Origin of the sequence: Pseudoalteromonas luteoviolacea (assembly GCF_001696455.1) — a bacterium.
Classification (GTDB): Bacteria; Pseudomonadota; Gammaproteobacteria; order Enterobacterales; family Alteromonadaceae; genus Pseudoalteromonas; species Pseudoalteromonas luteoviolacea_C.
Genome location: NZ_MAUJ01000006.1, coordinates 115,579 through 135,461 on the forward strand (window position 1 = coordinate 115,579; position 19,883 = coordinate 135,461).

Consider the following 19,883-nt stretch of genomic DNA (forward strand, 5'->3'; position numbering starts at 1 on the left):
TAACAAAGTACTTAGTCGCTACCGACTCAATTTGAATCTAGTTGAAACAAGGAACACAAGACTCATTATAATAAGAAACGAAAACCCATTTGCGGTCCCAAAAACGCCATAAATTGGGGAGAATGTAAACGCGACCAATAAATAGCAAAAAAGGAAGCGTTCATAGAAATAGAGTTTCTTAACGTTTCTAGCCATAAATCCAAAGTAAAAACTACAAACACATAAAAACAATATACTTCCAATAAAGCCAAAGTCTACATACAAAGAGCCTGGTAAAGTTAAGTAAACACCTTCAATTAATAGTGCACTTCTACCTGAAGAATAAATATCAAAACCAAAAAGAATGTCAAAAACTCGAGCTAATAAAGGGAAATTATAACCACCAGAAAGGAATGGTTCATAGTCTATAGCAAAGTATTGATTTAAATATGTAAAGCTATGGGTAACGTAAAATATCAAATAAATTAACACCGAATATATTTCAAGTAAGAACCCTGTCAAACCTTCTGGTTTAGAGACTTTAACACTATACTCTCGCTCCAAATACTCCAGCATATAACCTACTTCAAACCCTTGAATACTGAACCTTTCAATAAAAATATTTAATGAGAAGAAGAAGAAATATAAAAGCGCAGAATACAAAATAAACTTGGAAAGCAAGCTGGATTTTACTTTGCTCTCAGCACGATTAGCAAAAAAGACCTTTGAGTAAAAGAAGATAAATAGAATACTGATAAAGAAACCATTTCTTCCCCCGGATAGGAATAAACAGCAAATACCTACAAATGCAATTAAGCTATAGATAATTTTCTTCTTTCTCGCTAGTTCGTAATTTTCCATAATAAACACATAGAAAATAGGCGATATCGCAGACAAAAGAGTTATCAATGCTCCAGATAATGAGTTTCTTGGGCCGCTCATATGCTCAGCTTCACGCTGCGCAACAATCCCGCCTAAACTTGCACCTTTTAAAAACAGGAAATCAAACAATGCGACTACAGGAAAAATGAATGCTAATACTAATAAAAATTTTGCGACCCTATCAATATTCGAGTTATTTTCACCAATGAAGTTACTTTTCTCCGGCAACTGACTAATAGCACTTTCACTACGAACAAGGAAAAACCCTATTATATAGCTAAGATAGGGTAATAAAATTGACAAACCAATAAACACAACCAAATATAAACTTATTTCTTCATGTGATATTGGCCCATAAGCTCGAAGAAATACAACTATCACCCATGGAATAAAAAAGAACATAGAAAAATATATAAATCTACTTACTGTAAGATTTGAATTAAAAAACAAAATTTATATACTCCATAGTGGCTGAGTCCAAGAGTTAGAAACAACTATTAAAAATCTTTTTTAGAAGTCGATTTATAAACTGAATATAATAGAAAACAAGAGTACACATTAAGTAAAATTCCCGTTTTCAGTAACTGAGCCCAATACACTGTGTCATTCAAAATAAAAATATACGAAAAGGCTATGTTAACAATAAATATTCCAAAAAATATTGCTGTCATTTTTTTCTGCATCCCCTTGTAAAGAGCAACAGCAGAAATGCTATTGATAGAGAAAAAATTGCCAACAAAAGCAACTTGAATCATTGCGATTAGCATTAAATCAGGAAATTCATAAAATTTATCTAGTATTGAAATAAATATTAAAAACAATACGACTAAAACAAAATAGATTTTATATGTAAAAAGTAAATTTTTGAAAATTTTATCAAAGTCAATATTGGCAACGCTTTCTCCTAAATTAACAGTATTCACATATCCTATAGTCGTCAATGCCAAAATAACGAATTGAGATATATTAAAGGAAAAAGAGTAAGTACCAATAAAATCAGGGTGATACTCTTTAATTATCTCTCTGTCTAAAAAAAACATTCCCATCAGTAATAGTGTGGAAACATTAATGAAAAACCCTTTTTTGATAAGATTAGTATAGTCTTTAAGCGTTCCAACTTCTCGAAAGTTCAGTTTATCTCTTAAACTAAAAAACGCGGCGCTGCTCCAAATTATGAAGGTAGATAAAAAAGCGCCTATAAAAATTATCTTCTCAAAACCAAGCGAAGGATAAAAATAAGACAGTGATGCAAACCCAATTAAAAAGATCGAAATTAAGGGTTTAACCATCAAGGCGAGCGTAAAGTGTCGAGCTACTTGCACTCTCTGCTCTATAATGACCATCATAACCATCAAGAAAGCAGATACGCTATACAAAAACTGCCCTGAATAATTGTAAAAAACGAGCGAACAAAATAGTGCATGGATAGCACCAAATAAAAGCAATGTTATAAACTTATCTTGCTTTTCAGTGTAGTTATAGTATAGAAAGCCAGATTGAGCCCCGACTAACACAAAAGGGAAAAAGAATACTATAAATTTATAGTATTCTAATTCAATATAAAACTCACTGGAAACCAAATAAGGCATTAACAACACTTCAATAGCTATGAGTGAATATAACGCATATCTAGAAATAATCGTCTTCATAGTTACCAAATAATAGTATTTTGTAATAAATACTCTACAAAGTCGTCTTTTTCTTGTTCCGTTGTGAATTGCTTCACTTCGTATAAAGAGTCATTTTGTTTGGAGAAATAGTAGTTAGAGCTGATAAAGTATACTTTTTTATCATTAAGTAAAGCTTCAATTCCTGTACTACCAGTCCAGACTGCGACATTGTTAAACATGTCCAAAACTTGGCCTGTTTCGACATAAGGGTTTATTATCTTTACATTTTTAATATTAAGCAGTTTCTTGTATAACGACTTATCCTGTCTAAAACACATTGCAGGGTGTTCTTTTAAGTACACATTGAAACCTTCATCAGAGAGCTTTCTTACGACTTCTATCAAACTTGTAAGATAGTCTACGAAGGTAGTATCACTCGCCCAATACTCTATGGTTGCTTCAGGATGATAATGCATAGGAATGTATATATCATTATCTGAGACTTTCTCTGGTAACGTTGTACTGAAGTACTTAAATGGAAATAAATCCGTTAGCTTGTTTACTGTTGCAGCATGAGGTGTAGAGATATAGTCATACTCTAGCCTACCTAAAAGTTTATACTTTAATAAATAGAAATATAAATATTTCAACTTATACTTAAAGTAATAACTGATACTGCCTTTAAGTGCTTTGCTAAAAGAAGAAACCATTGGTGATTTATACTTATCAGTTATCTTCTTCTTAAACGTCTGCACCTCTTCTTGACTAACTTCTCTTATCGCATTGTGCTCGCCAAAAACGGAGACTCTTTTATATCCACCCACAAAAAATGCACAAACGCCATAAACAGCAATATTGAACTTCTCTGCCATTTGCACCATCACATCCATGACATAATTATCTACTGGATGGACAACGAGTACTTTAAAGCTATTTTTAGAATAAAGTTCATAAAAGTACTTAGCCACTTTAACGACTAATTCTTTAGCTTCAAAGTAGCTGATATTTCTCAATAGACGATCTTTAAGAATCACTTCTTCAATGCTAATGGTATTCTTTACAGCTAACCAGCCATCTGAATGAAGATCGGATATATTCTGCTTTTGCAAATCGACAAAGTGATCTGCACCGGGGTACTCTGAAATTGTTGTATATTTTTCTAACCCTAAAAATTCTTTCGAAAACCTTAATGTTATATCATTAAAGTTATTACATCTTCCGACACAAACCAGTGCTTCACTTCGGTTCAAATTATTGAATTTCATTAAAATCGTTCGCTTTTTTGAAGTCATCTGGGCGTCCAATATCGATCCAGTATTGGTTATAGCTGTAAGCAGTTACAGGCAAATCTTCATTCATCAACTCAGAGAATAAAGTTGGCATATCGTAAAAAGTATCTTGAGGTACTCTATTGATAACTTTGGGATCAATACAGTAAACCCCACTGTTTATATTGAAAAGAATACGAGGCTTTTCTTTTAGGCCAGTGATCTTGTCACCTTCCGTTTCAATGACGCCATACGGGACTATGTGTTCATACTCTTTTACGCACATCGTTGCCATGCTGGAAGAACGTTCATGAAAGTCAACCAATTCAGCATAGTTAATGTCAGCAAGTACATCGCCGTTGCTAATCAGCATCGGTTCACCATGCTGCTCTTCAATTAACGCGAGTGCACCAGCAGTACCTAAGCGCTTACTTTCTTCCAAATAGCGTACTTGAATGCCAAACTTCTTACCGTCTTGAAAGTAATCTTTAATGATCTCTTTTTTATAGTTCACGGCCAAATAGAACTTAGTAAATCCCTGCTCGACAAAATTTTCAATAATTCGCTCAAGAATTGGTTTACCACGCACTTGTAGCATTGGTTTTGGCAGTTCTTTCGTTAACTCACCTAAGCGAGACCCTAGTCCACCAGCCATAATTACGACCCAGTTATCTCGTGTCGAGAAATCGAGTTCGTCTAAGGTAAACATACCAACATAATTTCTTTCGTGATCAACCAAAGGCAATTGACGACGCTTAATGCTTTTTAAAAATTGTACTTTTTGCTGCTCACTTGAGCTCGGATCAAGCGTATAAGGTTCTTTATTGATTATGCTTTCAAGATTTAAATTTTTATAAAGAATCGCTTTGCGAATATCACCATCAGTAATGATCCCAGCAAACTTACCATCTTTGTCTATTACTGGTAGTATGCCATTTCCATTCGAATCTAGTAGTTCAATTGCCAACTCAAAGCTAGGGTTTTCACTTAACTTTAAAACACTACTCATCTCGATTTCTCCCAAGCAAGAACTCAGCATATCTAAAGTCTTCTTCCGTATCGATGTCGACAGAGCGCTCTCTTGGCATGATGTAAGCTTTAGTCGATTCATCGAAGTAGTTTCGGCTTCTAATCAACTGAGTATTAAATACGTATACTGCACCAGTTGGATAATGCGACATTCTAAACTTCTGCCTATTATCTAACTTATCTTCAAAGATATTTTCGAGGCTGCCGTCTTCTTTTATGTATTTATGCCACGTAAGAGGGTGATGTTCCTCTGTGTAGCTGATAACAGATCGCGCATTCGAGTTTTTATACATCTCAATAGACTTATCAATATCTTCCGTCGATCTCAATGGCGATGTTGGTTGCAACACCACAAATGACTCGATGTTCATGGAAAAATCTTTTTCTAATCTGTCTATTGTATAGATATAATTGTCAATTGCTTGGGCTTCATCCGTTGCTAACTCAGCAGGCCTCAAGAACGTTTCCCTAGCACCATGCTCAATAGCAATCCGATAAATCTCTTCGCAATCAGTTGAAATAATAATATCTGTTATATGTTTTGATGCTTTCGCGGCTTCAATGGTGTAAGCAATCATGGGCTTACCTAACAGATCCTTAATATTCTTTCCTGGAAGCCCTTTCGAGCCTCCACGAGCAGGTATAATTGCTATCATTTATGACAAGTCATCTTTAGTTAAAATGTAGTCATAAGGTAGATCTTTATTCACCGTTAGACCAACAATAAACTCAGCAAACTCTGGTTGGATACCAGTGCCTGGGCGCTTAAACTCTAGGTCTTCTAGTGCGATCGTATCACCAGCTTTCATTGATCGAGTTAACACGATGCTGCGTCTAAATTCTTCTTTTTTCTCGTCAGACTCAGTAGCAGAAATTCGGAAGCTACCTAATGCATCATTAATACGCTTTGCACCGCTCACGATCTGTTGCATTTCATCTTGCGTTGCAGAAACTTTGTGATCCCACCCTTCCATATTTTTATCAAGCGTGAAATGTTTCTCAATTACAGCAGCACCCATAGCGACAGAAGCTAGTGGGATTTCAACACCAATCGTGTGATCAGAAAATCCAATTGGATAATTCGGGTATGCTTGCTGTAGTGTTTTGATGTTATTTAAGTGCACATCGCTGTCTACCGGCGGGTATGTAGATACACAGTGCAAAATACAAATATCAGTATTGCCTGCATTTTCAATTGTTTTAACCGCTTTATCAATTTCAGATAACTCGCTTAAACCAGTAGAGATAATAATTGGCTTACCTTTACGTGCTAAGTAGTCTAGGAATGGATAGTTGTTTAGATCCATAGACGCAACTTTAATAAAAGGTGACTCTAATTTGTCTACCAAGAAGTCTACTTCCGAGCGGCAAAACGGTGTTGAAGAACAGTCAATTCCTACCTCAGCAGCAAACGACTTCATTTCAAGCAGCTCTTCTTCAGAAATAGAGTATTCTTCTACGATTTCTTCCATTGTGAAATCATCTCTATCTCTATAATCATCTGCGATAAAGTAGTTATCGTCGTATTTCTTACGACTAAATACGGAGTCTTTTGACCAGCTTTGAAACTTAACACAATCTGCACCAGCTTCTTTTGCCTGAATGATTAACTTTTTAGCCAGCTCCATATCACCATTGTGGTTTGCGCCTAATTCAGCGATGATATATGGTGTGCAAAAGTTAAAAATCTCTTTAGATTCAGTTAATTTCATTTATACATCCTCAATTATAGGAATCTCCCACCATAGTGGTGGTAGTATAATTTTATCTATTTGTTTATTAATATATTCAGAAGAAATGACATCGTTATTAATGCTTTCTTGTACTGCTTTATCACGTGCAACATAAGCATCTGAATACTCTTTCATCTTTGTATAATGTTGCAGTTTTACATTTAAAGCTCGCTCAATTGAGTGCTTGTCAACTTGTATCAGGTTGGCCGTATTCGCGCCATATTGTCGATAGAAGGTGATCGCCTCATCAGTAAACTGAACTCTTGCCCCATCGAGCAGGGCACGAGAAAAGAGATACCAATCTAAAGCGATTAAGTTCAATGCATTTTCAAAGTAAGAATCAAGCTGTACTCGTGAAAGGTTAACCGCGGTATTGGACAAGCCCATACAGTTTCGATCGAGGAGATCTTCAAAATTGATTACTTGATGCCTTTCAAAATGAGGTTCTAATACTGCGGTTACAGTACTGCTTTGGGCACTAAACATATGCAGTTCGTTGACCAATATGTCACACCCTTGCGCCAACACCTTTAGCGAACTTTCTACTCGCGAAGCAGAAAAATAATCATCCGAGTCACCGAAAATAGCAATTTGGTATCCATTCGAATAGGCAAAGTCTATCAGTAGTCTTCGATTTTCAACTGGCGTGCGACCCTCCGCATCCATTACAACCACATTTAAGTCTGTGTACTTTGCTACATAGCTATCTAAATCAACAAGGCCATCGTTCACTATCACCAAGTCGAAGTCAGTGTAACTTTGCTTGCTTAGGGATTCAAAATACTGTTCTACTACTTCAGCTTCCATCGGGAATACTGTTGTTAAGAAGCATATTTTTGGCTTATCCATACTAATCTTCTTGTATCTTACTTACGTAAACTGAGCATCCAGTCTGTAAAAAGTGCAACATTAAAAATGTTTTACTATTTAGAAATATCTTTGAGTATTTTCGCAGGAGACCCCACTACAATTTTGTAGCTTGGTACCGACTTTCTTACCAAAGATGCAGCACCAACCACGGTACCTTCACCAATGGTGAGTTTGTCATCCAACTGCCCCTGAAGTATCGTCGCACCAACACCTAAGTAAGCGCCCTTTTCTAGTTTCACGTTACCTGAGATATTTACAGAAGGCATGACTGATACAAAATCTTCTATAATGCAATCATGACCAACGGTAGACAGTAGGTTAAAAATACAAAAGTTACCCAGTTGAATATTATTCGTCATTGCCACGCCGGCTGTAATAACATTACCTTGACTTTTATTGATTAACTCACGTTGACCATAGCCCAGCGAGGCATTTTTATGGATCAGATTAGGGTATTCTAAATCATTAAATTTATTGAACACCTTTTCTCTAAGCTCAGGTTCACCGATCCCCATAGCGAATTGGTATCCCTGCTCTACAAGGTTACTGACCTCAGACTCGTGCAAAACTTCAAACCGTTCATCCACATTATCAAAGTCTTTTTCGTTGGTAAGCAGAATAATCTTCTCAATACCCATTGATACTGCGACATCAGCCACTTCATAGGCGAAACCCGAAGTACCAAAAATAGCCAGCTTACCAATTACACTGTTGCTCTGATTAGTACTCATAGAAGCCCTTTCCTGATTTTCTACCTAAATAATTCGCTCTCACATACTGTCTTAATAAAGGGTGAGCTCTATATTTAGGATCACCTGTTTCAGTATGAAGTGTTTCCATAATTGAAAGACATACATCATTACCAATTAGATCTGCTAATTGAAGTGGTCCAATTGGGTGATTTGCGCCATATTTCATCGCTTTATCAATGTCTTCTTTGCTCGCAATACCTTCAGCGAAAATAGAAACAGCTTCATTGATCATAGGGATAAGCATACGGTTAACGATGAAACCTGGAGATTCATTTACAATAACAGGCTCTTTGCCTAGACCATTTACAAATTCAAGCGCTCTCTCAAGCGTTGAGTCAGCCGTCGTCAAACCCACAACTACTTCTACTAATTTCATTACTGAAGTCGGGTTGAAAAAATGTATACCAATAAAGTTATTCGGATTTTCTATACACATCGCAAGTGCGGTTATAGACAATGACGAGGTGTTACTCGCAACAAGTGCATCCTGAGGAATGACTTTGTTTAATTCCTTGAATAAGGCTAACTTAGCATCCAACTCTTCTACGACAGCTTCAATGTAGATATCTGACGCTTCTATCTCATTAATTTCAGTTACAATTTTAATTTTGTTAAGCAATGAATCACATTCAGTAGCATCACGCCCTTGCTTTTTCAGAGATCTTAAAGTGCTTTTACGAACCGCCTCTAAACTCTTGTCTAAAGTAGCTGAATTTCGACCATACCAATATAGATTTTCAATTTCGTCAGAGCCAATCAATACAGATACGATTCCAGTGCCCATTACTCCTGAGCCTAATACACAAGCTTTCATATTTATCTCCTACCCGTTCACAGGGCTGCTAGGTATATTCACTAATCTTTCTTCAACCCAAAGCGAGTGAGACAAGTCACCTTTCAAACACTCACTAAAAGCAGGAAGACGATGCATTAATTGCCAGACTGGTCGAGTCATAATCCCTGCTTCATTGGTTTCCTTAAGCAACAAATCTCTCGCTGCCTTATCTTCACAAATCACCGCATTCAGCCAATAGTTCGATTTGGCATATTCAGGCTCTTTTACAAAGTTATATTCTGTACCTTCAAACAGCGCACTATAACGCTCGGCCAGCGCTCGCTTGTCACTTAAATAAGCATTCAAACTTTCCATTTGTGCACAGCCTAATGCCGCATTTAAATTTGGCATACGATAGTTAAACCCAGGCTCATCATGAAAGAACTCGTAAGGATGTGGCACTTTTGCTGTGGTTGTTATGTGCTTAGTACGCTTGCCCAACTCCAAGGTTTTGCATAAAACCATACCACCGCCGCCGGTAGTGATAATTTTGTTTCCATTAAAGCTAACCGCACTAAAATCACCAAACGTTCCGGTATGCTTCCCCTTATAAAAAGATCCTAAACTTTCTGCGGCATCTTCAACTAAGGTTAATTGCCATTTACGGCAAACTTCCACCAGTTCATCTAACTCTACGGGGTGGCCAAAGGTATGCATTGGGACAACCGCTTTGATCCTTTGTCCTGTTTGTTTATGCACACAGCCGTGTTCATTCAATTGCGCATGTTCTGATAAGTAGTTGTCTACTGCTTTTGGACATAAGCCCAAACTAGTTGGCGAGACATCTACAAAAACAGGTTCAGCACCCATATGGAATAATGCATTACACGTCGCAACAAAAGTCAGTGCTTGTGTAATAACTAAATCACCACGTTGCACATCAGCCATATATAGGGCTGTATGCAATGCCGCAGTACCATTCGCCGTTGCAATTGCGCTAGGGCTGCCAGTGAAAGCCTCGATCTTACGCTCAAAGTCGTCAACAAACTTACCCACACTAGAAACAAACGTACTATCGATAGTCTCCGACACGTACGCTTTCTCATTGCCAGCAAAAGTAGGAGCGTGTAACGGAATAAAATCCTGCGTTTTGTATTGATCGCGTACAAACTCTACCAGTAATTGTGCATTCATTCTCAGCCCTTACATTTTGCTATCAAGGTACTTGCCAGTCTCTTTATGGCCAAAGTCAGGGATCATGGTAAAGAACAGCTCGACAATTTGTTCTTTGCTCCACGCCTGTTCGGTTTTCATATTCGCAATTTGTGTCTCGAAAAGACTCAATAATTCTTGGTCATACTCAGGCTCGTTTTTAATGATGCCCAGATTCTCAAAGCGAGTCATATTCAGCTCTTCTTTATCAGTAAAGAACTCTTCAAAATCTTTTTCACCAGTTGTATCACTTTTAGTAAATAGGCATGGCCACTTACCTTGTGCTGGTAACGTTTTCGCAAGCTCTCTTGCCTCTTGTTCATTATCACACAAGTGTGGTTCATACCCTCTTTGCTCAAGGTACTTAACGGCGATATCTGCAAAAGTAATTAGGTGTAAAGATTCGCTTAATTTTGGAAAGAAAATATCGCGATTATCACCAAAGATGCATGACATTAAGCATAATTCGCCTGACTCCTGCGGTACCACAAAGTATCTTTTGATATCGCTAGGTGCGACAATCGGCTGCTGCTTCTCGATGCGCTGGTTAAAGCCATGTAAAAGTGAGCCATCTGAAAATGCCACATTTGCAAACCTTGCAGTAGAAATATCAATTTCTTTGCTGCGGCGCATCAGGAACATCTCCATAATGCGCTTTGACGCGCCCATCATATTGACGGGGTTAGCGGCTTTGTCTGTCGAAACACAGAAGTACTTTTTAACTCCCGCATCAATGGACTGCTGGATTGTTTTATCCGTGTTAAATACATTAACGTCGATCATTCGCATGAGGGTAAACGGATCTTTTTCGCTTCGTACATGCTTTAAGGCAGATAGGTTCAAGACATAATCATATTGGCCATCAGCTTTAATAAAAGCATCGTATTCAGTCGACCCTATATCGAGCGCAAATGTTTGAAAGTCGCCATCAATGTAACCAAAGGAACTACGAATATCGCGAACCAATTCAACCATGTTATTTTCACTGATGTCTACAACATGTAATTTAGCTGGGTTACGTTTAAAGATCTCTTTTGTTACAGCCTGGCCAATAGAACCTGCACCGCCTAAGACCAAGAAACGGGATTCAGATACAATGCGCTGTAATTCTGCTTCATGTTTTGTGATGTCTTGTGTAAAAAGTTCTTTTTCACGACCAATGAGAGATAAAATATTCTTCACTTACCAAATCCCTTTTGTATCAACTAAATATTTTGTACTGAATTTTGAGGCTTTAAACTGACTATGGTCGACTAAAACTAGATGAATGTCTGCATTTTCTTGTGCATTTTCTAGACTGGTTAGTTCAACTGTCGACAATACATTTTCTAGACTAGCTATGTTTGGTTCTACTGCCCAAACGCTACCGGCATGCATATTAGATAAGGCTTTCGTTATATTTAATGCAGGGCTTTCTCGCAGGTCATCTATGTCTGGTTTAAACGCAAGACCATAACAGGCAACAACGATATCTTGTGCTGTTTTAGTCGGATTATCTTGCAAAAAGTTGGCGATTTCAAGCTTAACCTTATCTATCACCCAACTAGGCTTTCCATCATTAACCTGACGTGCAGTATGTATTATTTTTGCTTGTTCAGGGGTTTTGCTAACAATGAACCAAGGGTCAACTGCGATACAATGACCACCGACACCTGGCCCTGGTTGAAGGATATTTATTCTAGGGTGTCTGTTCGCTAGCGATATCAGCTCCCAAACATCGATATCTAACTCATCACATATCAGTGAAAGTTCATTTGCGAATGCGATTTGAACGTCTCTGCATGAGTTTTCAGTTAATTTGGCCATTTCTGCTGTACGAGCATTGGTGGTTACACACTCACCTTCAACAAATGTCTTGTAAAGCTCAATTGCCGCCTGTGAGCACTTCGGTGTCATTCCACCAATAACGCGGTCGTTTTCAACTAACTCTCTTACCACATGCCCCGGTAGTACACGTTCCGGACAGTGCGCAATACGGATATCCGACTTTTCACCTGCATTTTGAGGGAACGTCAAATCAGGCCTTGATTCAGCAAGCCAATCAGCCATTTGCTCAGTTGCCCCAACAGGAGACGTTGACTCTAAAATTACCAAGTCGCCAGGTTTAAGAACCGAAGCAATTGCCTGACTGGCTTTTTGGATATACGTCAGATCTGGTTCTGGAATATTTATGCCGTTTTGTTCACCCTCAGAATTTTTGAATGGCGTTGGCACTGCAATTAAAAAAGCATCAGCAGGTTCAGGAGTAGTGGTAGCTTTTAAATACCCCTCTGTAACTGCCGCATGAACTATTATGTCTAGTTCAGGCTCGACAATATGAATCTCACCTTTGTTGATTGTGTCAACGGCATGCTGATTAACATCCACACCAATTACGTGCTTTTTTCTTGATGCGAACATCGCTGCTGTAGGGAGGCCTATGTAACCAAGGCCAATAACAGAGATATGATTGAAAGACATGAGTTCCCTTAGAAAGCTTATTGTTGTAGGTAAATAACAACTTGTAAATTATTGAGCTAGAATATCGCAAATTGCTCGGCATGCATTCCCATCACCATATGGGTTATGCGCCCTACTCATTTCTGTGTAGCTCTGTTGATTAGTCAATAGTTCATCGATAGAAGATGTAATTAGCTTCACATCAGTACCAACTAGCCTCACTGTACCCGCTTCAACTGCCTCGGGGCGTTCGGTGGTATCTCGCATCACTAATACGGGTTTGCCTAAGCTAGGGGCTTCTTCTTGAATACCGCCAGAATCAGTCAAAATGATATGGGCTCTATTCATCAAGTATACAAACGGTAGGTATTGCTGCGGTTCAATGAGGTGAACATTCGGAACATCTCTTAAGATGCGATTAACTGGCTCTTGAACATTGGGATTCAAATGAACGGGATAAAGTACTTGTACATTTGGGTGCGTTTTTGCAACCTGTGCTAAGGCTTCACATATACGTTCAAACCCTCCACCAAAGCTCTCGCGGCGGTGTCCAGTGACTAATATCAGTTTTTTGTCATCTTCTAAAAATGGAAACTGTGCAGCCAAAGTTGACGCCAGATCTTGATCTTGCTCAATCTGCGCCTTTACCATCAATAAAGCATCAATAACCGTATTACCAGTTATATGAATATTGCCATCATTGTAGCTCTCATCAAGCAGGTTTTGCTTGGATGTTTGAGTCGGTGTGAAATGGTAGTGCGTTAATGCACCCGTTAATTTTCTGTTTGCTTCTTCAGGCCAAGGAGAATAGATATTTCCTGTCCTAAGTCCCGCTTCTACATGACCAACTTTAATTCTTTCATAGTATGCTGCAAGGCTAGCAGCCAATGTGGTTGCTGTATCACCGTGAACCAAAACCACATCTGGCTTAAACTCCTTTAATACTGGAGTGAGCTCCAAAAGAATACGGCTTGTAAGTTCAGGCAGTGTTTGCCCCGCTTTCATCAAGTCTAGATCATAGTCTGGGTTCACCTTAAACAGCTCCAGAACTTGATCTAACATTTCACGATGTTGTGCGGTAACACAGACTTTAGCATCAAACCGACTGTCCGCCGCTAGCGCATGCACTAGCGGTGCCATTTTAATTGCTTCAGGTCGAGTGCCAAAAACTGTAAGGACTTTCATTTCAAACTTCCCATGTAAGCTAAAAATATTCTTTAATTAAATGACTACTAGGTAATTATTTATCTGACTTATATTCATAGTTGTAGTAACCATAATACCCGTATGCATTACTTGCTTTCTTCACTACGCCGTTGAATACCACACCTTTAACATCTATACCGTTTTGCTCAAAGCGGTTACGAGTCAACTCGAGTTCTTTCAGATGGTTTTGACCAAAGCGAGTTACAAGTAATGTGCTACCAGCATGTGCACTTACGATAGCGGGATCCGTCACTGCAAGAATAGGTGGAGTATCTATGATAACAAGGTCATACTTAGCATTAATTTCTTCAATTAATTTACTGAAGTTTTCATGCATAAGTAATTCTGATGGGTTTGGTGGAATTTGCCCGCGCGTCATCAGATCTAACCCTTCAACCTGCGTTTTTTTGGTTGCCTGTTCTAACGTGATAACACCCGACAAATAGTCACTCAATCCATTATCCCATTTCATGCCAAACTGAGTTTGTAGATAACCTTTACGCATATCAGCATCAATAATGAGGACTTTTTTATCACTTTGAGCAAGCACTGTTGCCAAGTTTACGGAGATGAAGGATTTGCCTACGCCTGGGCTCGGCCCCGATATAGCAATAATGTTATTTTTAGCTTCCATCATTGCGAAGTGTAAACTTGTTCTCAGACTTCTCAGTGCTTCTATTGATAGGTCAGCTGGGTTATCAACAGCCAGTATCGATTTTGCTTTCGCCGTTTTTCCTTTTCGCGCTTTGGCAAAGCCTGTCAGTTTCACTTGATACTCAGAATACGGAACGCTTGCGTACACAGGTAATCCCAACCCTTCAATCTCTGCTGGGTCTTCAATGCCTTTGTGAATCGCTTTTTGAACCAACGCAATAACGACAGCCAGCATGCCACCAAGCATAGTAGCCATGACAACAATGAGTGCTTTTTTAGGCTTAACCGGGCTGGAAGTATTAACTTGCGCTTCATCAATAACACGTACGTTACCCACTGTACCTGCACGTACAATGTCTAACTCTTGAGTTTTGGCAAGCAGCAGCGTGTAGATTTCATTGTTAACTTCAACATCACGCTTTAGACGCAACAATTCTTGTTGTGTTTCAGGCAAAACTTGTACTTCACTCGCTAGACGTCTTTTTTGGTTTTCAACCGCGTCAATTTGCTCCAGCGCCGCTTGGTAACTTGGATGGCTCTTCTTGAACTTACGACCCAGCTCTAACCTTTTCAATTCTAATTCTTGTAACTGAGTCTCAAGCTTAACTAATTGCCTCAGAACACCTTCGGTTTCCAAAGAAATGTCTACCGATTGCTGTTTAACTTGATAATCGTTGAAGCGCTGCTCTGCTGACTCTAATTGTTTTTTGACCTGTGGCAGTTGGTATTCTAAAAAGTCCAATGACTTTTGCGCCTCTGCACTGCTGCGCTCCACATTGCGACGAACATAAGTATCCGCAACTTTGTTTAGTACAGTTTCAGCATAGGTAGGGTTAGCATGCTGCAAGCTTAGGTTAATAATCCCAGAGTCTTTACCTTTTTCACCTGCTGCGATAGATGCCTGTAAACTCAAAATTGTGTTAAGTCGATTATACTTAGTGATGAAAAACTCAGTCCCTGGGCGCGCATTTAAAGTTTTTAAAGTCAATGAGAATGAACCATTAGATACTTCCTCACCGACCTTACCACTCAGAAATACTTCGCCTTTCTCGTCCAGTAGCTCAAAAGCATTGTTACCTTTTGCGACGAGAGTATACGGTTGACCAATAGCACTTTTTGGTAGCTTAAACCTGAAAACCTCGATTTTTTCACCACCCCATGCGTAGCTATTTGCGCCAAAGCTGGGCTCAGCTAGATCGCCCGGTTGTAATGGCGTAAATTTGCGAAATGCGCGGTTGCCAATAATAGGAAATAACTTAGGTTGAGCAACAATGTCCAAGTTTAAGCTATCTACAGCTTCGCCAATAATACTGCGTGATTTAAGAAGTTCTATTTCAGTCACTGCCGCAGAAGTGCTTTCAAACATCCCTCCCAATTCGTCAAACCCCGGAACTGCTCCTCCTTTTTCCTCAACTTGAATCATTGAGGTAGCTTGATAGATTGGAGTACTAAAAACAGCAACTGCAGTACCGATAACCATAAATAAAGTTGTAACAAAAAAAATGAAAAGCTTTCTGTCGAGCAAAGCCCCGAACAAAGCCATCAAATCTATTTCTTGTGCTTGTTTCAACGCATTCTTATTTAGCGCCTCAGTCGATAGGTTTGATTGAGCATTCATTGACTCTTTCATCCTTATAAATACTTCTGCCAAGCGCTACACGCGCTTTCGATTAATTCGTATACATGTTCAAATGCTTCGCGACTTTGCCTGTATGGGTCTGGTATTTCTTTATCCCCCAGCCACTTACCAAGTAGGAATGTCTTTCCTCTGGCTTCAGGGTAGCGAGCACAAAGGTCTTGAACATGTCTTTGTTCCATAACCAAAATAAGCGAATTATTGTTTACTAACGAGGAATTTAATTGGCGCCCCTTATGAGCCGTCATATCTACATTTCGGGAACGAGCTAATTCCGTAGCCATAGAATCTGCTTGCTTTCCTTCCAATGCGGTTAAACCAGCCGATGATACTTTGATGTTTTTATCGCTGAGCGCATTTTTCAAAATATATTCAGCCGTTGGACTTCGACAAATATTACCGGCACAGACAACCAATATACTATCAAACATATTTAAGAGACCTACCTATTGATTATCAATATCTTGAATTGCGTCTACTGTAGTAAGCGAAGGAAGTAATAAGCTTATCACCTTATTCCAACGTGCAATTGGCGCACTTGTTACATAAACAATGTCTTGTGGTTCTAGCTCAAATTGCTCTGCAAAAACCAAAGCTGCAATATTATTTGCTCGTAATTGATAGACATCGGCAACAATGCCATCTTTCTCTAGATCTCTTTTACGCAATACAAAAATCCCATTTGCGTCTGCACTACGTTCATTAATACCACCAACCTCTGAAAGTGCTTCTGCAAGACTGAGTCCGTATCGTTTTACTTCAACGGTACCGACTTTGTTTACTTCTCCCATTACGTACACACTTCGCTTATCATTTCGCGAAACGTGAATCACATCACCGTGTTTTAACAATCGGTTTTGAGAAATATCTCCTTCAGCATAGAAATTATCTAGTTCGATCTTCTCTATATGATCTCCACGAGTAAATGTGACAACCTGCCAGTCAGCTCTTTCCGTTAAACCACCAGCTAAATTGATAGCGTCAATCAGTGTCAGAGGAGTTTCTTTAATTGGGTACACGCCAGGTTTGTTAACCTCGCCTGTAACGTACGCTCGCTGGCTTTTGAATCCAACAACTTTTACATCAATTTGAGGGTCTTCTATCACCCTGCTCAGACGCTTAGTCAATTCTTCGCGTAATTCAACAACTGTTTTTCCCGCTGCGGGCACTTTAGGTGCATACGCATAAGTAATAGTTCCATCCGCTTGTACTCTAAAACCATCAAATTCAGCAGTTCTTTGAACAGCAGCAGGGATAGTTAATTCTGGATGATCCCAAACTCCCACAGTAACAACATCACCGACACCTAAACGGTACTCGTAATCAGACAAATTCAAACCTTGTGTTGAACGCACTGGAGGAGTATCAGCTTTCAGCTTTTGCTGTCTAATTAATGTAGAATCAATAAGCTGGATATTTACTTTTGAAAGGTCTTGCTCCAAGCTTGTTGTTTTATCACCTGACGTAATTCCTTCGTAATGCCCACCTGGGATTAAGGTGCAGCCACTCATTACCAAAACACATGCAGCAACCGAAGTGGCAATGAAATTTTTACAGCGTTGGGCCATTTGTTATTCCTAAATATTTTTAATACTTATTCTTACTATCTGAGTTGTTTTCAACTAAGAAACATAAGTCCTACTTATGCGATGGCTAATTAAAGCATGCGACGAATTCAATCGCAAGTTTACATTGCGTTAATGTTACATGAGTTTTACTAAAGATTTGTTGCAATAGACACGCCAATACACCTCAACTAGAAAATCTTTGATTTACATACAAAAAACATCAATTACCACCATTTTTCATACAATAAAGAAGGGCCTGTTCATTACATATCATTAGTTTTTTTATGCTTATATCAAAAAGTGATAATTGCAAAATTCAAACTAACCAGTATCTACCACTAAAGTTAGAATCAAAGTGAGCATAGCTTCTTACTTGACAAACTATTTTGAGAATTCTCAGTGATGGTTTTGTGCTAATTTTGCCAGAACAAAGGTATTTGGATTTGCTTTCATACGGCTCCTTGTACTCGACTTTAGTATCTCCTTAACCTCAAATATTATACAGAATAATTTTTCCATCGCCAATCACAAAAATAATTGCGAGATACAAATTACTGAGCTGTATACCAAGTGCCCAGAATATATGAAAATACCTAAAATAGGACAATCACAGTGAACTTTAGGCACATATGACTGTTACAGAGACTTGTTTGCATCCACGATATTTAACTGCAGTTATTAGATGCTTATTTATCAACGTATTCATTCAATACCCCCCCAATTCCCCCCTTCTGTGCTGCGATTTTTGCTTGTAATTTGATAACCAAAAGTACGCACCTTTTAGTCTTTTCCAAACAAATCCCTTGTATAGACTTTATATTCAACATCTTTTAATTCTTCGGACATTCTATTAGCCACGATAATATCCGCTTCGACCTTCAAGCAGTCTATATCAGCTATGACTCTGGAGTTAAAAAAACTACCTTGGCTATAAGTCGGCTCATATATGATTACCTCAATACCTTTAGCTTTTATGCGCTTCATAACGCCTTGAATTGCTGAAGCTCTAAAGTTATCAGAACCCGATTTCATCACCAGTCGATAGATGCCCACAACCTTCGGCCGTTTCTTCAAAATAGACTCTGCAATAAAGTCCTTCCTAGTACGATTCGCATCAACAATCGCACCTATGATATTGCTAGGTACATCTTGGTAGTTTGCTACCAGTTGCTTAGTATCTTTTGGTAAACAATATCCACCATACCCGAATGAGGGGTTGTTATAGTGGTCACCAATACGTGGATCTAGCCCGACTCCTTTAATAATTTCACGCGTGCTAAGTTGATGCGCTTCAGAATAGCTGTCTAATTCATTAAAGTAAGCAATACGCATCGCCAAATAGGTGTTCGAAAAGAGCTTCACGGCTTCAGCTTCTGTCGAACCTGTAAACAGAATTTCCACGTTTGATTTCTTTGAACCTTGCGACAGGAGCTCAGCAAAGTGATGTGCTTTTTGAGATTTGCTGCCTACGATGATTCGAGACGGATACAGGTTATCGTAAAGAGCTTTACCCTCTCTTAAAAATTCAGGTGAGAAAATTATTTCATCTGTTTGGTACTTACCTTGTAAACCCGCGGTATAGCCAACTGGCACAGTCGACTTAATGACGATAGTCGCTTTGGGGTTAACCCCGATGATGTCCTCAATCACGCACTCTACAGATGCAGTATTAAAGCAATTTGTAATAGGATCATAGTTGGTCGGTGTAGCTACAATCACAAAGTCAGCCTTTGAAAAAGCCGTTTCTTTATTAGTTGTGGCTGTTAAGCATAATGGTTTATTGACTAAGTAGTCCGAAATTTCTGGATCGAGTATCGGTGAATGACCATTATTTATTGCATTGACTTTGGCTTGGTCAATATCAAATGCAATTACTTGATTATTTTGTGCCAACAATACGGCGTTTGAAAGGCCAACATAACCTATTCCTGCAACGGCAATTTTCATTCACTTTTCCCTGGTCTATCCGATGGATTGACTTTGCCCCACACCTCACAAGGAAGACGTAAGGGCTAACATCAGTAAATGATAAAGGGAAAAAATGTCAAAAATTTTAAAGTGCCTGTACTTGCTTCCTATACAACATCATCTCAAGCTCATAGAGGTAAAAGCCTATACTTTGGCCTGTAAACAAATAGCTTAAATGTGTTTCGAGTGCGTTGAAAATTTAATGAAGCTGCAGTTAGGTCACATACGGCAACTCATGGGCGGGTTCCAAGTTCCGAAGAAGTTAGTTTCTTGTACACCACCATGAAGGTAAAGTCATCAAG

The 19,883-nt window shown here is 38.8% G+C and carries 17 protein-coding genes; all 17 read right to left on the reverse strand.

The features are described from left to right. Window positions 1-18: 18 nt before the first annotated feature. The gene (locus A7985_RS17225; RefSeq protein ID WP_141685392.1) at window positions 19-1,311 is read right to left on the reverse strand and encodes an O-antigen polymerase; all 1,293 of its coding nucleotides are present in this window, start codon (window positions 1,309-1,311) and stop codon (window positions 19-21) included. A gap of 47 nt (window positions 1,312-1,358) precedes the next feature. After that, window positions 1,359-2,510, reverse strand: coding sequence for a hypothetical protein (locus tag A7985_RS17230; protein ID WP_065791660.1), 1,152 nt, complete (start codon window positions 2,508-2,510; stop codon window positions 1,359-1,361). Window positions 2,511-2,512: 2 nt separating this feature from the next. Next, window positions 2,513-3,763, reverse strand: coding sequence for a capsular polysaccharide export protein, LipB/KpsS family (locus tag A7985_RS17235; RefSeq protein ID WP_141685393.1), 1,251 nt, complete (start codon window positions 3,761-3,763; stop codon window positions 2,513-2,515). Next, window positions 3,723-4,748, reverse strand: coding sequence for a nucleotidyltransferase family protein (locus A7985_RS17240; protein ID WP_065791662.1), 1,026 nt, complete (start codon window positions 4,746-4,748; stop codon window positions 3,723-3,725). The genes A7985_RS17235 and A7985_RS17240 overlap by 41 nt, the downstream gene beginning before the upstream one ends. Continuing rightward, complete coding sequence (locus A7985_RS17245) at window positions 4,741-5,424, reverse strand: acylneuraminate cytidylyltransferase family protein (RefSeq protein ID WP_065791663.1); 684 nt, start codon at window positions 5,422-5,424, stop codon at window positions 4,741-4,743. The genes A7985_RS17240 and A7985_RS17245 overlap by 8 nt, the downstream gene beginning before the upstream one ends. After that, on the reverse strand, window positions 5,425-6,480 hold the full coding sequence (locus tag A7985_RS17250) for an N-acetylneuraminate synthase family protein (RefSeq protein WP_065791664.1): 1,056 nt from the start codon (window positions 6,478-6,480) through the stop codon (window positions 5,425-5,427). It abuts the gene before it with no gap. Next, complete coding sequence (locus A7985_RS17255; protein WP_065791665.1) at window positions 6,481-7,350, reverse strand: glycosyltransferase; 870 nt, start codon at window positions 7,348-7,350, stop codon at window positions 6,481-6,483. It abuts the gene before it with no gap. A gap of 74 nt (window positions 7,351-7,424) precedes the next feature. Further along, window positions 7,425-8,102, reverse strand: coding sequence for a PglD-related sugar-binding protein (locus A7985_RS17260; protein ID WP_081310617.1), 678 nt, complete (start codon window positions 8,100-8,102; stop codon window positions 7,425-7,427). Continuing rightward, entirely contained in the window at window positions 8,092-8,937 is an 846-nt protein-coding gene (locus A7985_RS17265) for a 3-hydroxyacyl-CoA dehydrogenase family protein (RefSeq protein ID WP_065791666.1), read from the reverse strand. The genes A7985_RS17260 and A7985_RS17265 overlap by 11 nt, the downstream gene beginning before the upstream one ends. Window positions 8,938-8,946: 9 nt before the next feature. Next, window positions 8,947-10,092: a LegC family aminotransferase gene (locus A7985_RS17270; RefSeq protein ID WP_065791667.1), complete on the reverse strand. Its 1,146-nt coding sequence runs from the start codon at window positions 10,090-10,092 to the stop codon at window positions 8,947-8,949. A 9-nt stretch (window positions 10,093-10,101) separates the two neighbouring features. Next, window positions 10,102-11,292, reverse strand: coding sequence for a UDP-N-acetylglucosamine 4,6-dehydratase (locus A7985_RS17275; RefSeq protein ID WP_063378436.1), 1,191 nt, complete (start codon window positions 11,290-11,292; stop codon window positions 10,102-10,104). Further along, a complete protein-coding gene (gene wecC, locus A7985_RS17280) occupies window positions 11,293-12,570 on the reverse strand; it encodes a UDP-N-acetyl-D-mannosamine dehydrogenase (RefSeq protein ID WP_065791668.1) in 1,278 nt (425 codons plus the stop codon). It abuts the gene before it with no gap. A gap of 48 nt (window positions 12,571-12,618) precedes the next feature. Beyond that, window positions 12,619-13,734, reverse strand: a complete 1,116-nt coding sequence (gene wecB / locus A7985_RS17285) for a non-hydrolyzing UDP-N-acetylglucosamine 2-epimerase (RefSeq protein WP_065791669.1) — start codon at window positions 13,732-13,734, stop codon at window positions 12,619-12,621. A gap of 55 nt (window positions 13,735-13,789) precedes the next feature. After that, a complete protein-coding gene (locus tag A7985_RS17290) occupies window positions 13,790-16,027 on the reverse strand; it encodes a polysaccharide biosynthesis tyrosine autokinase (RefSeq protein WP_065791802.1) in 2,238 nt (745 codons plus the stop codon). Window positions 16,028-16,041: 14 nt separating this feature from the next. Continuing rightward, the gene (locus A7985_RS17295; RefSeq protein WP_065791670.1) at window positions 16,042-16,476 is read right to left on the reverse strand and encodes a low molecular weight protein-tyrosine-phosphatase; all 435 of its coding nucleotides are present in this window, start codon (window positions 16,474-16,476) and stop codon (window positions 16,042-16,044) included. 15 nt (window positions 16,477-16,491) lie between these two features. Then, window positions 16,492-17,613, reverse strand: a complete 1,122-nt coding sequence (locus tag A7985_RS17300) for a polysaccharide export protein (protein WP_065791671.1) — start codon at window positions 17,611-17,613, stop codon at window positions 16,492-16,494. 780 nt (window positions 17,614-18,393) lie between these two features. Next, a complete protein-coding gene (locus A7985_RS17305) occupies window positions 18,394-19,560 on the reverse strand; it encodes a nucleotide sugar dehydrogenase (RefSeq protein WP_065791672.1) in 1,167 nt (388 codons plus the stop codon). Window positions 19,561-19,883: the final 323 nt, after the last annotated feature.

Excerpts from the sequence above, each read along its gene's own strand:
- A7985_RS17230 (WP_065791660.1), bottom strand. The coding sequence starts at position 2,510 with ATGAAGACGATTATTTCTAGATATGCGTTATATTCACTCATAGCTATT.
- A7985_RS17235 (WP_141685393.1), bottom strand. The coding sequence starts at position 3,763 with ATGACTTCAAAAAAGCGAACGATTTTAATGAAATTCAATAATTTGAAC.
- A7985_RS17240 (WP_065791662.1), bottom strand. The coding sequence starts at position 4,748 with ATGAGTAGTGTTTTAAAGTTAAGTGAAAACCCTAGCTTTGAGTTGGCA.
- A7985_RS17245 (WP_065791663.1), bottom strand. The coding sequence starts at position 5,424 with ATGATAGCAATTATACCTGCTCGTGGAGGCTCGAAAGGGCTTCCAGGA.
- A7985_RS17250 (WP_065791664.1), bottom strand. The coding sequence starts at position 6,480 with ATGAAATTAACTGAATCTAAAGAGATTTTTAACTTTTGCACACCATAT.
- A7985_RS17255 (WP_065791665.1), bottom strand. The coding sequence starts at position 7,350 with ATGGATAAGCCAAAAATATGCTTCTTAACAACAGTATTCCCGATGGAA.
- A7985_RS17260 (WP_081310617.1), bottom strand. The coding sequence starts at position 8,102 with ATGAGTACTAATCAGAGCAACAGTGTAATTGGTAAGCTGGCTATTTTT.
- A7985_RS17265 (WP_065791666.1), bottom strand. The coding sequence starts at position 8,937 with ATGAAAGCTTGTGTATTAGGCTCAGGAGTAATGGGCACTGGAATCGTA.
- A7985_RS17270 (WP_065791667.1), bottom strand. The coding sequence starts at position 10,092 with ATGAATGCACAATTACTGGTAGAGTTTGTACGCGATCAATACAAAACG.
- wecC (WP_065791668.1), bottom strand. The coding sequence starts at position 12,570 with ATGTCTTTCAATCATATCTCTGTTATTGGCCTTGGTTACATAGGCCTC.
- wecB (WP_065791669.1), bottom strand. The coding sequence starts at position 13,734 with ATGAAAGTCCTTACAGTTTTTGGCACTCGACCTGAAGCAATTAAAATG.
- A7985_RS17290 (WP_065791802.1), bottom strand. The coding sequence starts at position 16,027 with ATGAATGCTCAATCAAACCTATCGACTGAGGCGCTAAATAAGAATGCG.
- A7985_RS17295 (WP_065791670.1), bottom strand. The coding sequence starts at position 16,476 with ATGTTTGATAGTATATTGGTTGTCTGTGCCGGTAATATTTGTCGAAGT.
- A7985_RS17300 (WP_065791671.1), bottom strand. The coding sequence starts at position 17,613 with ATGGCCCAACGCTGTAAAAATTTCATTGCCACTTCGGTTGCTGCATGT.
- A7985_RS17305 (WP_065791672.1), bottom strand. The coding sequence starts at position 19,560 with ATGAAAATTGCCGTTGCAGGAATAGGTTATGTTGGCCTTTCAAACGCC.